The organism is Culicoidibacter larvae (assembly GCF_005771635.1).
Lineage (GTDB): Bacteria > Bacillota_I > Bacilli_A > Culicoidibacterales > Culicoidibacteraceae > Culicoidibacter > Culicoidibacter larvae.
Genome location: NZ_VBWP01000001.1, coordinates 315,326 through 338,383, shown reverse-complemented (window position 1 = coordinate 338,383; position 23,058 = coordinate 315,326). Strand labels below are relative to the sequence as shown.

The 23,058-nt window shown below is 36.5% G+C and carries 18 protein-coding genes; all 18 read right to left on the bottom strand.

The genetic code is table 11. The features are described from left to right. Positions 1-7: 7 nt before the first annotated feature. On the bottom strand, positions 8-6,997 hold the full coding sequence (locus tag FEZ08_RS01750) for a beta strand repeat-containing protein (RefSeq protein WP_138189976.1): 6,990 nt from the start codon (positions 6,995-6,997) through the stop codon (positions 8-10). Between the two features lie 155 nt (positions 6,998-7,152). Next, a complete protein-coding gene (gene tpiA / locus FEZ08_RS01745) occupies positions 7,153-7,908 on the bottom strand; it encodes a triose-phosphate isomerase (RefSeq protein WP_138189975.1) in 756 nt (251 codons plus the stop codon). A gap of 102 nt (positions 7,909-8,010) precedes the next feature. Next, on the bottom strand, positions 8,011-9,201 hold the full coding sequence (locus FEZ08_RS01740) for a phosphoglycerate kinase (RefSeq protein WP_138189974.1): 1,191 nt from the start codon (positions 9,199-9,201) through the stop codon (positions 8,011-8,013). 258 nt (positions 9,202-9,459) lie between these two features. Then, positions 9,460-10,734, bottom strand: a complete 1,275-nt coding sequence (locus FEZ08_RS01735) for a UPF0236 family transposase-like protein (protein WP_171014877.1) — start codon at positions 10,732-10,734, stop codon at positions 9,460-9,462. Between the two features lie 593 nt (positions 10,735-11,327). Continuing rightward, entirely contained in the window at positions 11,328-12,179 is an 852-nt protein-coding gene (locus tag FEZ08_RS01730) for a helix-turn-helix domain-containing protein (protein WP_171014876.1), read from the bottom strand. 118 nt (positions 12,180-12,297) lie between these two features. Continuing rightward, positions 12,298-12,660 carry a DNA methyltransferase gene (locus tag FEZ08_RS12515; RefSeq protein WP_277871009.1) on the bottom strand — a complete coding sequence of 121 codons (363 nt, stop codon included), beginning with the start codon at positions 12,658-12,660 and terminating at the stop codon, positions 12,298-12,300. 18 nt (positions 12,661-12,678) lie between these two features. Continuing rightward, positions 12,679-13,047: a DNA methyltransferase gene (locus tag FEZ08_RS01720; protein ID WP_138189970.1), complete on the bottom strand. Its 369-nt coding sequence runs from the start codon at positions 13,045-13,047 to the stop codon at positions 12,679-12,681. Between the two features lie 125 nt (positions 13,048-13,172). Beyond that, positions 13,173-14,399, bottom strand: coding sequence for a nucleotide-binding domain-containing protein (locus FEZ08_RS01715; protein ID WP_138189969.1), 1,227 nt, complete (start codon positions 14,397-14,399; stop codon positions 13,173-13,175). A 2-nt stretch (positions 14,400-14,401) separates the two neighbouring features. Then, entirely contained in the window at positions 14,402-14,965 is a 564-nt protein-coding gene (locus tag FEZ08_RS01710) for an SLATT domain-containing protein (protein ID WP_138189968.1), read from the bottom strand. Positions 14,966-15,073: 108 nt separating this feature from the next. Continuing rightward, positions 15,074-16,513, bottom strand: coding sequence for a hypothetical protein (locus FEZ08_RS01705; protein WP_138189967.1), 1,440 nt, complete (start codon positions 16,511-16,513; stop codon positions 15,074-15,076). Between the two features lie 172 nt (positions 16,514-16,685). Continuing rightward, positions 16,686-16,940, bottom strand: a complete 255-nt coding sequence (locus FEZ08_RS01700; RefSeq protein WP_138189966.1) for a thermonuclease family protein — start codon at positions 16,938-16,940, stop codon at positions 16,686-16,688. A gap of 188 nt (positions 16,941-17,128) precedes the next feature. Continuing rightward, a complete protein-coding gene (locus FEZ08_RS01695) occupies positions 17,129-17,920 on the bottom strand; it encodes a hypothetical protein (RefSeq protein WP_138189965.1) in 792 nt (263 codons plus the stop codon). Positions 17,921-17,983: 63 nt separating this feature from the next. Beyond that, positions 17,984-18,679 (bottom strand): hypothetical protein, encoded by a 696-nt coding sequence (locus tag FEZ08_RS01690; RefSeq protein ID WP_138189964.1) that lies wholly within the window; start codon positions 18,677-18,679, stop codon positions 17,984-17,986. A gap of 153 nt (positions 18,680-18,832) precedes the next feature. Next, the gene (locus tag FEZ08_RS01685) at positions 18,833-19,588 is read right to left on the bottom strand and encodes a ParB/RepB/Spo0J family partition protein (protein WP_138189963.1); all 756 of its coding nucleotides are present in this window, start codon (positions 19,586-19,588) and stop codon (positions 18,833-18,835) included. A 12-nt stretch (positions 19,589-19,600) separates the two neighbouring features. Next, positions 19,601-20,380: a ParA family protein gene (locus FEZ08_RS01680; RefSeq protein ID WP_138189962.1), complete on the bottom strand. Its 780-nt coding sequence runs from the start codon at positions 20,378-20,380 to the stop codon at positions 19,601-19,603. 220 nt (positions 20,381-20,600) lie between these two features. Beyond that, positions 20,601-21,017: a hypothetical protein gene (locus tag FEZ08_RS01675; RefSeq protein WP_138189961.1), complete on the bottom strand. Its 417-nt coding sequence runs from the start codon at positions 21,015-21,017 to the stop codon at positions 20,601-20,603. Beyond that, positions 21,014-21,832 carry a hypothetical protein gene (locus FEZ08_RS01670; RefSeq protein WP_138189960.1) on the bottom strand — a complete coding sequence of 273 codons (819 nt, stop codon included), beginning with the start codon at positions 21,830-21,832 and terminating at the stop codon, positions 21,014-21,016. Before FEZ08_RS01670 ends, FEZ08_RS01675 begins: the two co-directional genes overlap by 4 nt. Then, positions 21,823-22,602, bottom strand: coding sequence for a hypothetical protein (locus tag FEZ08_RS01665; protein WP_138189959.1), 780 nt, complete (start codon positions 22,600-22,602; stop codon positions 21,823-21,825). The genes FEZ08_RS01670 and FEZ08_RS01665 overlap by 10 nt, the downstream gene beginning before the upstream one ends. Positions 22,603-23,058 lie beyond the last annotated feature (456 nt).

Here is a 23,058-nt window from a genome sequence, read left to right as displayed (position 1 = left end):
TTGACCATTATCGGTTTTTTCGACGAATAATCAAAGCTGCACCAGCTATAACACTCAGCAAGCCAATAAGCCCAAACTCAAACTCGTTACCTCCGGTAATTGGCAAATCTGGATTGATTGGATCGGCAACTACATTAGCAATAACCGTCTTACTAATCAAATCACCACTGTACTGCTGTATGGCAGTTCCATCAAAAATAACTGCATAGCTGCCAACAGCCCCTACAACCTGTGAGTAATCAACATTGAAGTAATCGCTGACATCTTGTCCGCCGTTAACTAGCCACGCCTGGAATCCAGCTAATTCCCGTACTTGCGCATCGCTCAGTCCGGCAACTTGGCTTACCAAAAGTTCAAAGTTGTCAGCACGAACCGCAACATCACCGGTTACTACCGTCTTATCATCAACTACTGTAGCATAAACTGTTCTTGTTGTTCCATGCACCGTTTTCACTTGCACTGGATACGCGCCAGCTTTTGCTGAAATCATGCTGAAATCAGCTGATACACTGACTGGCGAAAGATCATTAACATTCCACGCTTTCGCTTCAGATTTCGCAAGAACCGTTGCTTCATCCAACCCAGCTACTTCATCAATATTTATAATAAAACTATGGGCATACAACGCTTCATCATTAACAACTACGGTGTTATCATCAACAACCGTAACATAAATAGTTCGCTCTGTTCCTGCCGCTGTAGCAAATGTGACCGGATACGTTCCGACTTCCGCAAGCAATTGGCTGGCATCTACTGTGAATGGAATGCTATTACCATCATTAATATTCCATGCTTTTGCTTCGGCAAGCAAAATGATTTGGGTATCATCTAAACTTGCCACATCACTCGCTTCCATGCTGAAGTTACGCGCATACAATGCTTCATCACCATTAATAACAGTATTATTATCAGTTACCGTCACATAAACTGTCTGCTCCACTCCGGTTGTCGTAGTGAAGACTATCAGATACACGCCAACTGCTTCGGTAACCGCTGTGAAATTAGTATCGAAAGCAACTTCACTTCCATCTGATAACTTCCATGCTTTTGCCTCAGCTTTTCCATCAACAATTGCTTTTGTTAAACCAGCTACTTCAGTTTTATCAATCATAAAGCCATGTGCATATAATGCCGTGTCTTTAGCTGGATCAACAACTGTATCTGCATCACTTACTGTTGCATAAACTGTTTTCGTCACTCCTGTTGTCGTCGTAAAGGTCACCGGATACGCACCAGCTGCCTCGGCAACTGCTGTGAAATCAGTATCGAAAGCAACTTCACTTCCGTCTGATAATTTCCATGCTTTTGCCTCAGCTTTTCCATCAACAATTGCTTTGGTTAAGCCGCTGACTTCACTCTTATTAAGAGTAAAGTTTGCTGCATATAACACGGTATCTTTATCCGGATCTACAATTGTATCCGCATCAGTTACCGTTGCATAAACTGTTTTGCTTACTCCAGTTGTCGTTGTAAAACTTACTGGATACACGCCAGCCTGTGCTTGGATTGCGGTAAAGTCAGTGTCAAAAGTCACTTCACTTCCATCCGAAAGTTTCCATGCTTTCGCGCCGGCTTTTCCATCAACAATCATTTTAGTTAAGCCGCTCACTTCACTCTTATCAAGCGTAAAGTTCGCTGCATATACTGCCGTATCTTTAGCAGGGTCTACTATTGTATCGCTGTCAGTCACAGTTGCGTAGACAGTTTTCGTCACTCCAGTTGTCGTTGTAAATGTCACTGGATAAGCACCAGCTGCCTCGGCAATCGCTGTAAAGTCAGTATCAAAAGTCACTGTACTTCCATCCGAAAGTTTCCACGCTTTCGCACCGGCTTTTCCATCAACAATTGTTTTGGTTAAGCCACTGACTTCACTCTTATCAAGCGTGAAGTTCGCCGCATGCAAAGCCTCATTTTTATCTGGATCAAGCGCGGTATCTTCATCAATGAGTGAGCCAATCACTACCTGAGTAATTATATTACCATCATTAAATATAACCGGCACATTCACCGGCTCAGCGACCGATGCCGTATTTAGCGCCGAAACATCTGCACTAATATTAGTGTCTGAAAGTTGCGCTCCAGTCGCATAGTTATATGCTTTTGCATCAGTTAAAGTCTTAACTTGAGCACTCGTTGCTGATGCCGCGTCAATTAATTGCATTGTAAAATCATTTGCATACAACACAACATTCTTATCCGGATCAACAATAGTATTATCATCAGTAACAAAAACTGTAATAACTTTATTCACTGTTGCTCCCGCTTCAACAACTTCAAACGTCAGTGAATACGGTCCAGCATTAGATGCATTTTGAATCGCTTGTAACTCACTGCTATTCACAGTTATATTGGCAGTAACATCTGCGCCGCTCGTCATATTCCATGCTTTCACAGCTGCATGAGTTGCGTCTTTAACCATAGCCTCATTTAGATTTGCTGCATCTTCAAGTGCGACACTAAAATTATTGGCATAAAGTGCCACAGTATGATTAACATCATAATTAGTATTACCATCTACAACCGAAGCCAGAACTGTCTTGCTCGTTCCCGCATCAGTTGTAAAGGTTACCGGATAAACCCCGACTTGCTCAGCAATACTAAAGGCAGTTGTAAATGTAACCGGACTACCATCTTCAAGTTTCCATGCTTTTGCACCAGCTAAAGTATCCACAGCGGTTTTATCGAGGGTAGCAACATTATTTAAATTAACAATAAAATCAGTTGCCCGAAGCGCTTCATTCGTTACCGGATCAACAATCGTTTCATCATCAGTAACGCTAACCATAATTGTCCGTGTCGTTCCTGCTGTTGTAGTAAATATCACCGGATACGCACCAGCTGCACTTTGCACAGCACTAAAATCAGTTACCCAAGTTAACAAAGCTCCCGTATCAGTATTCCAAGCTTTCGTCTCAGCTTTACCATCCACAATTGTTTTTGATAACGTTGCCACTTCATCTGTTGTCACTGTAAAATTATGTGCATATATTGCTTCTTTATTTACATCATCAAAAGTTGTATCCGCATCAACAACTGAAGCAATTACGCTTATAGTTGTCCCTGCTGTTGTAGTAAACGCAACCGGATACGCACCAACCTGATCTTGAATTGCAGCAAAATCGGTAGCAAAAGTCACTGTACTGCCATCTTCAAGTTTCCAAGCCTTAGCCGCTGCCAAATCATCAACAGCAGTTTTATCCAATGTCGCAACTGCTGACTTATCCACAATAAAATCACGCGCATATATTGCTTCGTCATTATTATCATCGATTACTGTATCCTCATCATAAACAGTCGCATAAATGACCGCACTTGTTCCAGCATCAGTTGTAAAAGTAACCGGGTATGTTCCTGGTGTTTTTACTATTGAGGAAAACTCCGTAGTGAAACTGACTGACGAACCGTCATTCAGTTTCCAAGCTTTTGCCCCAGCTTTGGCATTGACAGTAACATCATCCAGACCATCAACTTCATCACTGCTTATTCTAAAATCAGTTGCATATAAAGCCTCACCATTATCAATCACGGTATTGTCATCTTTAACCGTCACCTTTACAGCTCGGGTTGTTCCAGCATCCGTAGTAAACGTAACGTCATAAACACCGGCAAGTTTCTGAATACCATTTGAAGCAACGCTCACATCAATATCGCTGCCATCAATTGTGCTCCATGCCCGCGCACCAGCTAAATCAATAATCGCCGCACTATTCAAAGTATCTACTTGAGCGATATCCACAGTGAAGCTCCTAGCATAAATCGCTTTGCCCTTAGCATCATCAATCACCATATCATCATCAAAAACAGTTGCAATAATAGTCTTTTCAGTACCTGCATCAGTTGAAAAAGTCACCGAATATGCTCCAGCAGTTGCTTGAATAGCACCATTTACTGAAATATCTATTCCCGTACCATCCTTCATATTCCAAGCTTTTGCGTTGGCCCGCGTAATAATCGCATCATCATCCAACCCAGCCACATCATTTACAGCAACCTTAAAGTTGGTTGCATAAATCGCTTCACTATCATTAATAACCGTGTTATCATCAATAATCGAAGCAACCACCGTTGTCACCGTATCCGTACCATCACTATAAGTAATACTTACGTTAACCGGCCCGACAGCAGTCGCTCCTTTAACTGCAGTTGTATCTGCGGTAATATTGGCATCAGGTAACTCTCCTGCCGTTGAAATCTTATACGCCTTAGCTCCGCTCAAGTTTTTCAAACTATCGCTTGTCGCATCCGCTACTTCATCCAAGTGCAAATTAAAATCATTTGCGAACAAAATCAAATCGCCATTTACTTTTGTATTATCATCGGTTACGAATACCGTTATCGTATTGCTAACTACAGGTCCAGGTTGAGCATCAGGATCACCTTGATCATCTTGAACTAAAAATGTTAAGTTATAGAGTCCAGCATTTTGAGCACCAGTAATTGCAGCCAGTTCTGTTGAGTCAGGTTTTACTTTATAAGTTAAATCATTACCTGTATTCATATTCCAAGCCTTAACCTCTGCCGCAGCTTTAGCATCAAGGGTTGTAACGTCATCCAGGTTGATGGTGAAATTTTGTGCAAATAATGCCAACGAATTATCCGAAGCAATATCTGTGTCCTCATTTAAAACCGAGGCAATAACACTAGTGGTTGTTGTACTTGAACCAGTAAACGTGATATCCATATTTACCGGACCGACTGTCGTTGCCACCCGAACTGCACTAACATCTGCACTCAAACTCGTTATCGGATATTGATCACCAGTTGAATATGAATATGCTTTAGCACTTGATTCACTTAAAGCCGCATTGCTATCAAATGACGCAACAACATTTAATTGAACCGAGAAATCATTTGCATATAACACTACATCATTAGCCGGATCAACAATTGTGCTGCTATCAGTTACAAATACCTTGATTGTATTAGTAACTGTAACACCATTTTCCACAATACTGTATGTTAATGGGTATACTCCGGCAGCCGTAGCATTAGTAATCGTTGCAAGCTCTGCTGGATCAACAGTAACATTTCCATCAAGCGCTGTTCCCGTCAACATATCCCATGAAACCACATTTCCATAAGTCGCATCTTTCGCTTGTGTATCAGTTAAATCCTTTGCCTCTTGCAAACTAATCGCAAAACTATGTGCATCTAAAGCCACAATCTTACCGGAATCATATTTTGTCGAATTAGCAACAACGTTAACAATTTTTGAATCAGCCGTAATTTGCATTGAACTATCGGTCACAAAATAGGTAACGGTATTCGGTCCAACTTTAGTTTTATCTAAACCAAGTGCTGCCCAATCATAACCCAGCTCTACATCTAAAGGATTACGATTGATGCGTTCATCCAGCCAGGACTGATCTCGATTCCCTAAATCTTTAGTTAAATCAAAAACATCTATAACACTTACGCCGTTAAGCAATTCGCTATCCCAATTAGTCACACTGTCTTTATTTATCATGACTGGCGAGCCTACTTTTAATGCTGGAGCATAATCATCAATTAAAGTCATGGTTCCAAAGAAAGCGTTGTTTGTACTAACCCAACCGCCAGCAGGCTTCTCAGCAAAATCTGTTGCCGAAGTTCTTCCGCCGGTAAAATAAAGTGCACCATCAATATTTTTACTAAAGTTTTGTTGAACAGTACCATTAGCACTTATTAAGCTTGCATTATAAATACTAAAATCTTGACTCATTGTCCCAGTGACTGCTCCACCGTTTCCACTATCGTCAATCCCAGCAAAGGGACCAGTGGCAGACTTAATAGATCCATAATAAGAATATTCTGTTCCGTAAGTAGAATCATAATCTGGATAAATCCGAATATTTGTTCCAGACGGAAACTCCTGCAAAGTAGAGACATCACCAGTTACCAAATCCATCTTCTGTAACAGTGTTGCTCCCCCTGAACTCTTGCGTTCTAAGAAATAATAAGTATTGCTATCCGAAAGATCACTTTGACTGGTAATGCGATCTCCTGCATTTAAATTATACTGATACTTAATGCTGCCATCTGCATTCCAAACAACAACAGCGTATCTCGAAATTGTTGGATCATACGCTATAACAGTGGCAGCAAACCCACCATCAGCAGTACTCACCATATTATCTGAAGTTATAAATAAGAATTTGTTTTCATCATCATAACCAGGAAGCATTTGTGAATAATCTGGAGCAGTTAACACTTTCTGTTCTGAGTATACTCCTGAATCATTAATATAATACACCTCAAAATGTTTCAGATTCCATACAGACTTTTGTAAATCACCAGTTACAACATTTTGATTTATACCTTTAATAAAATTAAACATTTGCACTGGTTGCTGAGGCACATATGTTCCCTTAGAAATAGTGCTATAAATAGTCGAAATATTATTGCTGCCATCTACAGTAATTGTTGCAATCCGATTATCAATATTATTATCCCCAGGAATCTGGCCACGATAAAAAACCTGAACTGAATTACCATTTTGAGTACTCATTGAATATCTGGCATATTCTCCGATGCTTTCAGAATCAACTAGGGGCGGACTACTTTCATTAATATTTTTAGGAATTGACTTACTTGAGAGAATATTCCCCTGTTTATCAGTAAGCACAGCATACATTGTTGAAATGCCTACGGCAGGCTCTTGAGAGACTGTACCCTCCATTGCTAAAATGTTAATAAATTGATTATCACTAATCTGAAAAGCATTTTTTATTTCGCTGGGTACCGGCCCGCTATACGCTTTTAGATTCTCTTTATTAAAATTCGGTTTCTTAGTATTACTTTGCACATAACCATCAGGAATTTCTGTTTCAATCTTCTCGCTACTATCTACCGGAATCGTATATTCATGCTCAGTCCCGCTATCAATCGTAATTGGTTCACTTGCAGCACTCACCGGCATACTATTTGCCAGAATATCAAAAAAAACAACACTACTCCCAGAAAGTATCGTTGTTGCTAAAAAGATGCGAATAAACTTTTTCGCTATCGAATTATTCATTATTATTCCCCCGAACACTTAAATTATCTTAATTATATAATAATCCGCGTTCAAAAACAACAAAAAACACACGAAAAACACATTATTAACCATTTTTGGAAAGAAAAAAACCGGACCGCCATAAGCGATCCGGTTTTCAAAATTTTTACAATATATTACTTCACTGCATCCAATAAAGCCAAGAAGCTTTCTGAATCAAGTGACGCACCACCAACTAATGCACCATCAATATCAGATTGTGCCATTAATTCAACAACATTATCCGGTTTTACCGAACCACCATATTGAATGCGAACCGCGTCAGCAGTTGCTTGCCCATATTCACGAGCAACAACACTACGGATATATCCGCAAGTTTCGTTTGCTTGTTCACTAGTAGCGGTTTTTCCGGTACCGATTGCCCAGATTGGTTCATAAGCAATAACAGTTCCGGCAACTTGCTCAGCAGTTAAACCTGCTAAAGCTTTAACTGTTTGCGCATCAACAACATCATTCGTTGTTCCATTTTCACGAACTTCTAAACTTTCACCAACACAAACGATTGGCAACAAGTTATGTTTAAAAGCAGCATGTACTTTTTTATTTACTGTTTCGTCAGTTTCATTAAACATTTCACGACGCTCACTATGTCCGATAACTACCGCATTCACGCCTAAATCAGCAAGCATACGTGGAGCGATTTCACCAGTGAATGCCCCTTCTTCTTCAAAATGCATATTTTGTGCCGCTACACCTAAGTTTGTTCCTTTAGTAGCTTCAACTAATGCATCTAAGAATACGAATGGCGCACAAACAATACTATCAGCTTTGTCTGCTGCTGGCACATTATTTTTAACTGCTTCAACAAATGCTAAAGCGTCACCTTTTAACTTAAACATTTTCCAGTTTCCGGCAATGATTGGTTTTCTCATTTTTTGACACCTCATTATTATAAAATTTGGGATGCCGTCGGCCGTCTCCGGTCCGCCAGCATCCATGGGTAAAATCAGATTGCAAGCGCTTTGCAACTGATTTTATTTATTTGATAAAGAATCTACACCTGGCAACACTTTACCTTCTAAGTACTCAAGTGATGCTCCGCCACCAGTTGAGATGTGAGTAAATTTATCCGCGAATCCAAGTTGCATTGCTGCAGCTGCTGAATCGCCACCACCGATAATTGTTGTTGCATCTTTTAAGTTAGCAATCGCTTCACAAACACCGATTGTTCCGTTTGCGTAGTTTGACATTTCGAATACACCCATTGGTCCGTTCCAAACAACTGTTTTTGCACCAGCAAGCTCAGCAGTAAACATTTGTATTGTTTCAGCACCAATATCTAATCCCATTTCATCATCAGCAATACCGTCGATTGCTGTCGTATGGAATGGTACATCATTACTGAATTCTTTAGCAACGACAGTATCAATTGGTAAAATAATTTTCCCTTTTGCTTTTACTAATAATTCTTTTGCTAAAGCTACTTTATCTTCTTCAACTAAAGATTTACCAATGTTTTTCCCTTGTGCTTTGTAGAATGTAAACATCATGCCGCCACCGATAAGGATTTTATCTGCTTTTTCAATCAAGTTTTCAATAACACCGATTTTATCTGAAACTTTTGCTCCACCTAAAATCGCTACTAAAGGACGTACCGGCGCATCAACTGCACCACCGATGAATTTAATTTCTTTATCCATCAAGAATCCCGCTGCACTATCAAGGTTAGCTGCAATTCCTACGTTTGAAGCATGGGCACGGTGAGCCGTTCCGAATGCGTCATTTACAAATACATCACCTAATGATGCCCAGTATTTTCCAAGTTCTGAATCATTACCGCTCTCTTTTTTACCATCAAGGTCTTCAAAACGTGTGTTTTCAAAAAGAATAACATCTCCATCATTCATTGCAGCGATTGCATCTTCCAACTCAGCTCCGCGTGTAACCGGAACAAATTTCACTTCTTTATTTAATAACTCACTTAAACGTCCGGCAACCGGGCGAAGTGTTTTAGAAGCTTTATCTTCTTCAGTTTTCACTTTTCCTAAGTGTGAGAATAAAATTGCTTTCCCACCTTGTTCGATAATGTAGTTAATTGTAGGCAATGCCGCAACAATACGATTATCGTTAGTAATCTTTCCATCTTTCATAGGTACATTGAAGTCCACCCGAACCAATACCTTTTTGTCTTTCAAATCTAAATCAGTAATTACTTTTTTAGCCATTTTACATGACGCCTCCTTCATGATTTTATACATTGCTATTATAACGTAAATCACGCTTTCTCACAAGTTATATCTCTTCAGGATTTTGTCAAATTAATTTGGACGAAATCTGAAAAAAATAATATTTTTAAGCAGAGAATAGCACAATAAATAATGATTTTCACCTGATTACACTAACCATATATAAATCTTGATATTATTCTAACATATTTCACACTAAATTGCATGACAAAAAAACGTCATTGCTGCGACATTACCTTATCTAGTTAATCGCTTCAAAACTTGTTTAAATCCAGTTTTAGAGGAATTCATTGTTGGTATATTATTTGCGTTGCCTGGCGAGCTCCTTCCTGGAACCGGTTTTCTCTCTCGTTCAGATATTGACTCAAATCGGCATTCACTCTTTTTCTTTATTTGAGCATCCTTGATTTGTTCATAACTCCATCCATTAACTTTATATTCAACGACTCGTAGATAGGCATTCATCCGCCTTTGAGAAAACCCCTTTGGCCTTGCCGCAAAGTACTTGGTCGCTATATGGCTAATCTGTGCTTCCGTGTTACTGCCTAAATAACCCCGTAATTTAAAATTATTTTGAATCGGCCCCCATAAGTTAGCTATTGTTTGGACAGCTTCAATTGCTTTTCCATTATCCGGTTTATACTCCTCAATGAAATTAAAACAATACTGAATAAAATCATACGCTCTATCTTCTCGCACGAATTGATTTGCTTTCTTCGCCAACTTTCTATGACCGCTAAATATAATCATCAAGTATTGTTTGTAATGAAACAAATCATAAATAAATGTTGCTTTCGGAAATGCTTCCTGCACCTGGATCAACCATTTACCAGCATCAGATGAGAAATAAATTCTATTTAAGTTCGGATAGCGTAATTGTAAATATTGCATGATTTCATCTTGAATGGCTTCTGGTTTTTTTCTATCATTAAATAAGAATGTTTTTTTATTGACCAATCTATGTTTGTTCCTACACACCTCAACCTTATCTGTAAATACCGTCATTAATCTGATTTGGCCTTTTTTCCTAGTACTCTTTTGATGACTAAAGTATTTTTCATCACCCTGAACATGGACCGAGGTTTCTATGCTAGATTCAACCAACTCTTTTCGTTCAACAACTCCAATTTCATAAAGCACATCATACACAGCCATCCGACTCATTCCAAGCCGGTGAGCGATACTTTGGATGCTTTCATTTCCATAGCTATTATAAATATCCTCTCTCACCTCTTTTTGATACCATTTATACGGCAGCAATTCAAAAAGCTGATCAACATGATAATATAGTTCGCCAGTTTCCTTATTTCTATATACCCGACGATTGATTGTAAATGTCTCAAATTTATACCGAATTTGTCTCTTGCGGTTTCCTAAAGAAACATACTTTTGGGTTCGTTCTTCAGACTGAAAAAAAGCATCATCTGCTGCTTCTATTGATTTTACAAATTCTCCAACCATTTTCTGGCTATATTGTTCTCTTAACTCCTGAATACCTATCTGCTTATCCATCGACATGTTTACCCTTTCGCGATAAACACTTAACTTATGCAGCCTAAATAAAAACAATCTTTGTATTTTATATCTATTATATAAAAAAGCTCTCTTTAGCAATAGCTAAAAAGAGCATTAGACAATACAAATTGATTAATCCCACTATTTTTATCTGCGCTACCCCTGTATGTGTTTATATAGCATGTAATTGATGAATATCGAATATAAACACAAAGGGCTCTCCCCAGAGCCCCATTTTTCCTGTATTAGCGTCTGCTGACGAAGATGAGTAGAAACTCCCGTTCTGACTCACAAACAAACGCTTTTATTGCAATCTTGCAATGTCTTTTCCCTACTTTTAGTATAGGTGTTAAGAAAACGTCTGTAAATATGATTGTTTTAATAACTTTCAACAGTTACAAACCCTTATAAATCAATGAAATAAATACAATGTATTAAAACTTTCATACATTTTGGATAGATACAACTTTTTAAAAGGACTACAATTGAAATATATCATGATCAGGAGGTGGGCGAAATGTTCAAGTGGATCGTTGCATTAATGGAATGGTGGGTATAAGAAAGTAAGAGTAGCCGGATATAAAATCCGGCTACTCTTTTATATTTATACCTAAATTGACAAGATGCTGTTGAAAGTAGTTATAATTCCTCATTTGCTTAAGCAACAAGCAGTGCTCCATTGCATTTTTAATATATTCTCGACCCTTATCGCAACTGTTTAATTTATATAAAGCAACACCCTTCGAAAACCAAATATTGGTAACATACATAAGCATATCTTCTTCTAAGCCATCTTCTTCAGTTTCAATTGAGACCTCGAGCAATTTCTGCCACTCCTGATTCTTGAAATAATACTGTAGCATTCCATTAGCAATAGTCATATAAGTTTTATCTGCAATATTTATTCGATCATTCAAGTAATATATATAAGCCTTCTTCAGCAAATACCAAAAATAATCATTTTGCCTAATTGAGGTAATCAAATTAATCAATAACATTTCATTTTCCGAGAAGCGATCTCCTTCAGCTATAAGTGTCAATTCTAGAGCATTCTCAGCAACTGTACAAGCCTCATCTGTCTTACCATGAACCTTCAGTAAAACCGCTGCTTGATTATATAATAAATATTGTTGTTCATCGAGCGGCAAAGAGTTATAAATTTCTGGATCTATCCCGTTTATTAGATGCTCAACATGTATATAATTATGCTTCTTGTTATAATATGCAATCTCTTTCCGAATTGTCGTATATTCAGAATAGTTTTCTACATTGGCTTCTTGCCACACTTCATCGATTGAACAATTTAATTTAGCTAACAACTTCGCTAATGTATCAAATCTAGGAATCGTTCCATATAGCTCAATTTTTTGAACCGCATTTGGACTACATATTCCTGCTGCGAGCCGATTGCGGCTCATCTTCTTTGCAATACGTCGTTGCATAATGGCTTTTCCTAATCCACTCATCATCTCACCATCTTTTTTCTATCTTTCTTTATTATACAATTTTTTAAAAGACTGCTCAATAATAAGATATTGTGACGTAAATTATTCAATTAACTCATAACAAAATTTCAATCTTGGCATCTGGATAAAAATGTAAGTACCGATTTATAATTGATTTTATATACTCTGGATCAATCTCGATCATATAGCACATGCGACCAAGCTCTTCAGCCGCCAACATCGTTGTGCCACTTCCTCCACAGGGATCTAAAACAACATCACCTTTCAGTGTTGAATGCTGTAAAAGCTCCTTAACAAGCTCCAGCGGCTTCATAGTCGGGTGTAACAGGGATTTTACTGGTTTAGAGTAATTAAACACTGTAGATGCGTTTTTAGGCCCATAGAACTTATGTGCCGCACCTTTCTTCCATCCATACTGTATACACTCATGCTTCGCTTTGTAATCTGCAAACGACAATACAAAATGATTTTTGATTCATAACAACAAACTTGAGCGATATAAGCCGGCAACATCGCATGCAGCATAAAGTTCTGTTATTGATGACGATGCCATGAACACATAATAACTTGCTCCTGGCTCCATCACTCTCTCCGCATTGCTTAATAGCTTCGTCAAAAAATCAGTATATCGATCGCCAAGATTATCATTTATGATCCGCCGGCGATTCTTCCGTTTTGTTCCCGAATAATTTACATTGTATGGTGGATCAGTCAGCAACAACTGAACAGCGCCGCCATGTTTCTCTATACTTGAATATGTTTCTATTTTTGTTGCATCGTCATACACTAAAAGATGTTTGCCATCGATACGGATACAATCGCCAATCTTTAAGTTATCTAACATAGAATGACCTCCTAAAAGTAATGTACCATATTAATATATCTGAACTGGCCAGGAAATAGACTCGATTGCGACAAATAAAAAAGAACCGGCAAAAAATGCCGGTTCTTATTAATTCAGAACTTAAATTATATTCCTTTCACTACATCAATAGGGACTTTTATTTTACTTCGTGCTATTACGATATCCTCATGAACTGCATAACACTCCACATAGTGATTACCATTAAAATTCGTATGTTCAGTTAAACTAAATTCTCCTAAAAATATTTGACCGCGTTCTTTACCAACGGCCTCTCTTCCGACATTCCTAACCTTCCAAAAATATTTTATTGATAAATTGGTTGGGATATTGGTACTAACAACGCTGAAATTCAACGTCTTCCCTCGCCCCAATCTAAACTTACTATTAATATACTTCGAAAGCTTCATTCCTCTAAATCCGTCTTGAAATACATCACAATCTATTATCAAATTGTATTGAATATCTACTATAAACTTGTCCTCTATGAATTCTTCATTTGCAGATTTACTTTCACTTTGCTTATATCCAAATACTTCTTTCAAAATTTCTTCTTCTGTACAATCTTCAAATTTTTTTACAATCTTTTTTGCTTTAGTTACAAATAAACCTTCATCTCGATTATATATTTTTTGATTGCTACCCAATGCATACCAAAATGCCTGCTCTTTATTCTCCTTTGAAAAGAAAACAAAACAATCTTCCAACAGTTTTAGTTCTGTTTTATTCGCATAAGTTTCTTCATCCAAATATTTAGCAATCAACGTGTCAATAAGTAATCCCTTGAAAGAAAATCCCATATAATTTTTCCACTGGCGTATTAGGTAACACAAATAATTAAAGTACTGTGTTGAATTCTTTGATTGCTTGTTCGATTCTTCAATTTCAGGAATTGGTTTTGTAATTTTCCAACTCCCTCCATCTTTACTATCTGGATACTTATAACTACCATCAGTTTGTTCAAATCCAGGAACCAATTCAATAACCCCATCTTTATATTCAATTGAAACTACCTGCCCATCTCCTTTAATATCTGTTTTTGGATGTAAATCCATAATTATGTTTCTAATTTCTTGAAGCAATTGTGATTGTCCATTTGACTCATAACTATCAAACTTCTTAAAAACTGAATAGGGCAATTTGAAAATCACATCATAATCACTAGTATTGGATACTGCAGTACCACGCCCAACGGATCCAACAATTATTGTGTGATTCTCTCTTTCTGGATAATATTCGTCACATAACTTATTATTTATCCTCGTTATCCTTGCCTGCCATTTTTCCGATTCTTCCTTTGACCGCTGCAAAGTCTTAGCATAGTTTATAATCATAATCAATCCTCTAAATTTCTTAAATTTTTAGGAATGAAGTACTCATAATCTTCTGAGTAATCATTATCTCTTTTATCTTTTATTTTTATACTAGCAACTTCTACAGCCTCCAAAGAAGTATGTGGTAACATCGAGTTTTCTTGATTTCTAACCTCTTTTAATTCTTTAAATTCTTGTTGAATAACATCAGCATCCTTGCCCATGTTTAGTTCATATAGCAGTTCTAAAGCCTTCTCTCTGATTTCTAAAAATTTATCTGCAGCTAATTTATTTTGATTCGCTAATTCTTTATAATCATTTTCCTTATCTAATGCAACCACTATTGTCATAGACAAAGACAAGGCAAATGTTAAAATCATTGAAATGTTTTGAAAATCAGAAGAAATTTTCAACAGAAAACTTCCGAGCCCGACAGAGGTTAGAGATGTTAATACAATCTTTACCCACTTTAGCTTTTTGGTGTACTCAATATAAATATCTGATTGACATATCTGTATTTTATGAGTCCATCCTACATTAACTATAAAATTTTTTAGTTCATCATCTAAATATTTTGTCGTTTCCATTTCTACCTCCAGTTATATCTATAATATCAATAGTTAAAGATTATTCGAAACAATATTTTCTTTCGAAGTTCTTAACACATACTCTCAAATAATTATAATTTAAGTAATTTATTGCAAGTCACCGTATATATCCTCAGCTTCAGCTAAAATTGTTCTTAATTTTTTCAAGACAACCTGTCTTGGATATTTGTTTCGAAACAATACATCTGCAAAAACTTGTTTATTGCTATTTCCGAACAATTCACCAAGCGCGAATAGTTTCACTGTATCTCTACTGATAACTGACAACTCCTCTGAATTAATTACGAAATAATAATCATATGAAGTATTTTCTATAAACAACTCTCTAACGCTTCTCTTTCTACTATCTAAAGTACGCGTCAATAGTTGTGTTGCATTTAATCTGTATTCAAATAAGTTTGAAAAATGTTTATCAAAATATTTGAATAAATTTTCATTATCTGATTTACTAACCATAATTTTATCTATTATCTTGCTGACGTCTCTTCTTTTACTAGTATTCACATCATCAAAAATACCATTAATACATAAAATAAAATCTTGTGAGTTGGCTAGAAAATTATAATCAACATTATTTACTTTATAGCTAAAGTAAATTTTCCCATTGGCGACTTTTGTTATATTAAAATTCTGATTTGAAAAATTCTCATTGAACCATAATTTATAATTTTCTAAAAAACTAACAACCGTAATTTTTGACGCAGTACGCTTATCAATTACACTATCATGTTGACCTCTTATATTTTCAACCAAGGCCTTTCCATTAATTTGATTCGAAATAATACTTTCACTTAACTTATTGGTCAGAATAAATTTATTATTTGAATTTTTTTCACAGAAATTATCTATCTGCTTTTGAACAGATAAAAACGCCTCGATATAATGTTTAAGTTTGACATAATGAACATCCTCCTTATCAAGACTAGAAACAGCTAAATACTTTTCCAAACACTTTCTCACAAGTAACTTCTCATTCATAGATTGTTTTTCAAGTTTCAAAGGATAAGCGATATCATACTGCTTGTACTTCGAACTTTCGACAATTCTTCGAATGGTCGGATATTCTTCTGCAAGTTTTACAAACTTTCTAGCCTTTTTGCCTCTATAGTAATTATAATAATCACTTGAAAGGTTTTCATTATAAAATTCTTTTATGCACTCTGAACCTACAAATAATTCTTTTTTATTATACTTATTAACTATATAGTGCTTTTCAAGTATTCTTGCACCACATAATTGACACTTCGGACGCAATTTAGGATCTTTCTCTTTTTCCCTAACAACTGCATTACGTCTTCTATAACTCCATTCCTCACCAGCGGAATGCAAAAGCATGTCTCTATTAGATTTAATTAAATAAATTTGATTTTCTGACATACTATAATCTAACATTTTCCCACATGTGAGCTTTTCTTTATCTCGAATTATTTTATGAAAAAAGTTATAGTCAACTATCTGCCTTAAATGTTCACTGTATAGTAATAGTGCCGTTTGTTTTTTTGTTAAAATTGTTTTATTTCTATCCATATTATCGCCTCTTCAAACTCCTAATAACATTATATCAAAAATAAGTTGACATTTCACTATTTGAAATTAACTATAAATTATTTCAATTTTTTATTAACCAACTCTACTTTTAATGGATACAAGCAAACTAATTTCTTCTCAAATGAACACAACAGCAACAATATGGTTTTAACTACTTCCAGCGGTCAACTCCGGCCACTTGCGCCTCTATCAATGCCGCACAATATTCCGTGACATACGGCATGGTATCTTTTAAATATTTCAGATTAGCAAATCCGACTTCAACTAACTCCAAGTTGAAGTTTCGTCCATCTAAAAAGATGATAGCAACTTTGCGATCGTAACTATCACCCAGAGTAGTATCATATTCAAAAAGAATCCTATTTGCCCACTGGATCCGCTGGCAGGTATAACTACTCTCTTTCATTACCAAATATGCGAAAAATGCTGATAGTCAGTAAATCGCCAATAATTGGGCATAAATTCATTAGTGAGCAAATAAGACAACTAAGCGAGAACTTGACTACGAAAGTTGAACTCTTCAAAAAAATAAAAAAGAGTAACTTCTTCAAGTTACTCTAAAGTAGTACTTTATTTACTTTAATTTTCTGGTGCTCACAAAGAGTTTAAGGTAGCTTGCAGATTCTTTTTTCTTTGTTGTTGTTGTTCATGAGCAATCTGATCCTTAATAATCATCATTATTGCTTCACGAAGAATAAGAAAGTTTTCTTTACACTCCGCTTCCGAAAGATTATGAACAGCATCACTCAATAGAGAGTACATTTTTGCAAATCCCTGTTCTTTAAATGTTGAATCTAACTGATGTTCATTGACTAAAAAAGATACTTTCTCTTTCATACGATTATCTGATGTTGATTTACCTTTATTTGATAACTCTTTAAGTTTTGAATCAATAATATTTTCAAATATTCTTCTTAAATATACAAACGCACCTATATACAAGTTATTATCTGAAGATAAATCTGCTTTATATAAATATTTAGAATCATCTCCTAAATATTTATTTATTTTTTTGATATCTACATCAATAACTTTGAAGTGTGAATGAGATGGTGTTTGACCCATTTTTTGAAAATCCTTATCAAAGAATACCACAATAGAATAGCTATCATTAGCCGTAAAAGTAATACTTTTAGGGTAATCATCAACACTCAATACATGAAAGGTCTCAACTCTACAAATCACAGGGTGATATATATCAACATAAATTTTCTTACCCATAATACTAACGAGCGCATTTGATGATCTAGGAAAAACACTATCGGGACGAACAATACTAAAAAATTTACTAATTAGTGCTTGCTGTTCATCCGATAAAATGTATGGTGGAATTTGAACCAAATTTTCAAGTAGCACTTTTAAATCATTTAATTCTTTATCATTCATCTATACTCTCCTTAAAAAATAATATATTTACAACAGTAAAAATAATATGTAACCTCAATTAATTTAGTTAGTTAGTAAACTGATAACACTTGCAATAGCAGTAGCAATTGCAGGCACTGTTTTAGCGTAATTACCTAGAGTAATAATAAAATCTGTTTTCTTATCTCCTAAATTATGATTATTCTTAATTAATGATATACACTCCAGAATAAACGATTTATCCGGAACATCTTGCAAATTAGCATTTAAGAAAAAATCATTCAACTCTTTTAGGCTATTTAAAGCATTATTATTAATAGTAACATTTTTAGAGTCTTTGATAATTGGTGAACCATCACCATGTGTAATATATCTGTCCCCATTCTGTACTTCTGCCTTACTCAGTTGATGTTTTGGAACAAGTGACACAACAATTTTTTTACATATAAATGCAAAAACAATGCAGTTTGCAATAGTTTTTTTGTTTTGCTCTTCAACGATTTGAGCAATAATATAATCATTATTTTTATAAGTAAATAGCTGATCCTGTTCAAACGTTGACCAAACCTCATCTTCCATTGGTGTAGAGTAATATAAGGGTACTCTGAATTCAAGAGTAGGTTTCCCATTGTCATACCTAAAACTTTTATTAACTTTCAATTTTCTTTTTTTTCGAAACCAGTAACTTATTATTGATGACAAAATGTAAAAACAAAAAACACTCCCAAACAATATAATATTTAAGAATTTCAAAAAAGCAATCGGCTCTTCTAATAACATCTACACACTTCCTTCTTCTAATCTAAATTAACTATAATATTATTCTCACAATTTAGCAAGAAACTTATCACGTTAACCATAAATATAGCGAAATAAGAGAATTAGAGCGGTAACAAAAAAAGCCGAGCAAAAATTGTTGCTCGGCTTTTTCAGTTATTTCATGTTATCTTTGACTATGTTAATTAGTTTTTCAAGTTCTTGAATAACTGCAGCACTCTGTCGCTTATCCGTCAGTTTCGCATATTTGGCTAAATGTTTGCTAAACGATTGTGCTTGTTTAATGACTTTTTGCTCAGCAGCCATTAATGGATCAATTTCTGGTTTTTCAATAACGTCACCTTCAATCGCCTCATATTCAGTTAAGTACCGCTGGACACTCCGTTCACTTAAATTAGTAAACTGCGCAATCCACACACGCTTTCGGATTCCGGCAGGAATATTTCCTCGACTCTTTTCAATTTCGTAAATATCACCCCACTCCAAAACTTTTTGTTTGACGATTTCTTTCGTCTCCTCGCGTTGCACATTATTGATTGCGACCGCTCTTTGTTCGTCCAAATCTGTTTTGATATCCCTACGAATAAAAGCAGGAATTTCGTCATATCCCAAGCGTCTATATGCTTCCGCTCGGCGATGGCCAGCAATATTGATAATATTATCATCACTAATAAAGCGCACATGTATTGGATTCTGCAAGCCGTCAGCCTTAATTTGTTCCATCAGCTCCTCAACTTTAACAATTGGCATACGGTTATATTTACTAGGGTTTAGCACCGAAAGTTTGATGGTTGTCAGCTGCATTTCTTCTGGATTCCCGAGCATCAACTCGGCTACACGAGCGCTCTGCCCACTTGACGGGCGATTTACTTCTCGTAATTGTTCGTAAATATCATGATCTTTGTTCGACATGTTCGGAACCTCCTAATTATTATCACTTATCCACTCTAGAACCTCATCCATAAGTAACACATATTCTTTAGCGACCGGATGATTTGGCTTCGCCTCGATAATTACATCATTGGTAAAGGTGAGCGTATCAAATTCAGTTGCTTTTGAAATATATGTATGGAACATATTAAAGCGCTTTTCATCCAAATATCGACTAATCTTTTGGCTGGCGATTTCATTCGGATTATGAAAGGTTTTTAAAACCCGAAAGAACTTCTTCTGTTCTTTCTTCGAGATATGAAAGACTTGAGCTAAGTACTCTAATAGAATTTCTAACCCTTTTTGCGAGTATTTCGATGGAGATACTGGAATGACAAAGTATTGTGCATACAAAATAATACCGCTAGTAATTTTATTAATTGCCGGTGGGCAATCGAAAATGATGTAGTCATAGTCTTTAGCAGAAAACAAATCATCAAAGAGTTGTGCAAGGTACATTTCCCCACCCATCTTTTGCGAAAGCAGAATATCCGCTGTTGAAAGCATCAATGTTTCTGGAATAAAATCTAAGTTTTCATTGATATGGACAACTACTTCATCAAACATCTTGGTTCCACTTATTAAGTCATACAAGCCATATTCAACATACTCGTCTTTTAGCAACGTTCCAGTCGCATGCAGTTGTGCATCAGCACCAACAAAGCCAACTTTATTACCTCTATTTGAAAGATAAGTTGCTAAAATGATGGCAGCTGTGGTTTTATTCACACCGCCTTTTTGATTTAACAGCGCTATTGTTTTAGTTTGTTTCATTTTTTACACTCCTTCCAGTGGGCCATTTGGCCCACTTTTCCTGCCGGGCCATTTGGCCCACTTTTCCTGCCGGGCCATTTGGCCCACTTTTCCTGCCGGGCCATTTGGCCCACTTTTCCTGCCGGGCCATTTGGCCCACTTTTCCTGCCGGGCCATTTGGCCCACTTTTCCTGCCGGGCCATTTGGCCCACTTTTGCGCTGGTGTTTACCACACAGCGCATTACTGTAAGTAATACAGATATATGTAAAGCCCAATAAGTCCAAGTATCACAAGTCCGCGAATTGTTCGACTATTCACACCAAGCCCCACACTCAATATATAACTAATTCCAAATAAAAGAACAAAGTAAACAATCCAAGCTAGCAACTCATTCAGTCCAAGATATTCTCTTGCTAGTGTATATCCCAATAAGAAGAAATTTTTCATCGTTGTAAGTATCAGCTGCAGAACCTCTAAGAATACCGTTGCTCCTGGTATCGCGCTCGATAACAAAAAATAGATCACCCACAGCATCGCATACGTTCCCCAAATTCCTAACATAAAATAAATTGGTCGCCGGATAGGGCGGGGGAAGATGCTCGCGACACTGCCGATAACCATTCGTGCCAATCGCTGCACGCTATTAAAAACCATCATATAATTGCACCTCCTTTGTTTTTAGAATTACCAAATAAGTCGACGCCCTTTTCATCAAAGGTATTATAAATATGTCCAAGTGGATTTACAAAAACATCTTGCTTTATCGCAAAATAAATTGGAACATCAAGTTTTAGATCTTTTGTCCTATGTAACTGTTGATACATTGATGTTTCATCACGTGCAATTGATAATACTCTGAATGCAAAAACCGGCCGATCATAAATGAGTTGTTTTTCATACGCTTTAAAATGCAGGAACTGATTATATCGTTTTAGATTTAATGCTAAATTCTCAATACTTCCGCGTGTTCGTTCAAGTTCAATCCAATAACTAATATACATTGATTGATTATTAAATAGAACCGGCACCAGTAATTGACCTGCTGGTCGTATCTGCCCGCGTTGATTGAGCCCATATTGGAACACAGCACGTTCAGCATTCATATAGATAATTCCACGACCACTTTGTTGATAACGAGATACCATGTGCGCAATCTCAATCATGCGCGTAATTGTTGCTTGGTCTTTCGCAATTGGTTTCAATTGTGTCCCTTCACCAATCGTGCTGCATAACCAGTCATAACCGGTAACACCAATCGTGTATACTTGTTTATAGTTCTGATTGCTTACCGGACTTTTATGCCAACAAGCAATCGCTTCAACATATCCAGTAATCGTCAACATCTTAATCCGCTTGTTGATATATGTAAGATGCATATCAATGTACACATATTTTTGAATAAACCCAAGATCAAGGTATTCAAATTGATAGAGCGACATAAATAGCTTTTCATCTTGTTCGGTTATTCGCATAGATGCAACCTCCTCTCAAACGCTCCAAAATGAATCGGCAACGTTCCTTCTTCCATGTTCATGTATTCAATTGTAAATTGTGGTTGTCCACTTGTCGCATATCGTCCTAGACGTTCAATATCTACACGACGTGCTCCAATATATAAGCAACGAAACTCAACTACTTCTCCGGGATAAAAATATTGGTCTAAAAAGCATGACTGCTGCAGGAAGGAATTGTATCTTCTAATTTTATAGATATTTCCTTTCTGCCCGGTAGTTGCTCGTTCTAATTCCAGCCAATAACTGATATAACAATTATTAGCTATCGGAATAAGAACTTGTCCGTCCGGTCTGATCACCTCATGCTTCTTGACACCGTATTTAAATGTTGCGATCCGCTCATTCATATAAATAGCATCCGGGAATCTATTTTGAATGGCTGCAACAATATAACTCAATTCAAGTTGATGCTGCATCTGTGGTTGGGGTTCATCTGCATAGATGAGTTGTCGGATCGCATCAAGCTCATCACCACGTTCTAAATAATCCAACATGCGGATTGTTTGCTCTGTGTTTATATAATTCCAATCCAGGACACCAACTTTCGGTATACGGTCCAAATAACCGCTCCGCACTAATTTCCAAAGTCTGTTTGTTATATATTGCTTTGAGCGATCGGCATAAATGACTCCATCAATATACACTCGGTCCAAATATTTAAAATCATCAATCGCAAAGAAGAGCCGAATGTCTTCTTCATTGAGGACGATTGTTATTGGTCGCTGCATGAGCTTCACTCCCTTCATTTGGCCCACCTCACATGTCGCATCTCCTCGCCGGCCGCGCCCTTAACAACCAAGCACGGGAGCAGCAACACCGGCGGAGAGGATTGACTGAGGTTTGTTTCTTTTAAAAGAAAGTATCAGATTTCTGATTAACAGTTAGATGTAAACTGTTTAGTTTTGGTGTTTGCAATAGACTACTTGTATTGATGTTCTTCAAAAATACGAATAGTTTATTGACTGATTGAAAATAGAGAATTGAGTAAAGTGAGTATTTGGATATGGTATGGAATTTATTAGAATGAAGTACCGTTTTTTTGACATATAAATAGTGTTTTATTTGTTGTATTTTTGGTTACTATTTATAGTTGAATTTTGTATTCAAGAATAGAGCCTTAAAAACAGGCCTCAATATCCAGATATCTGCGAAAACACCAAAACTACGAGCCTATATTCCATAAG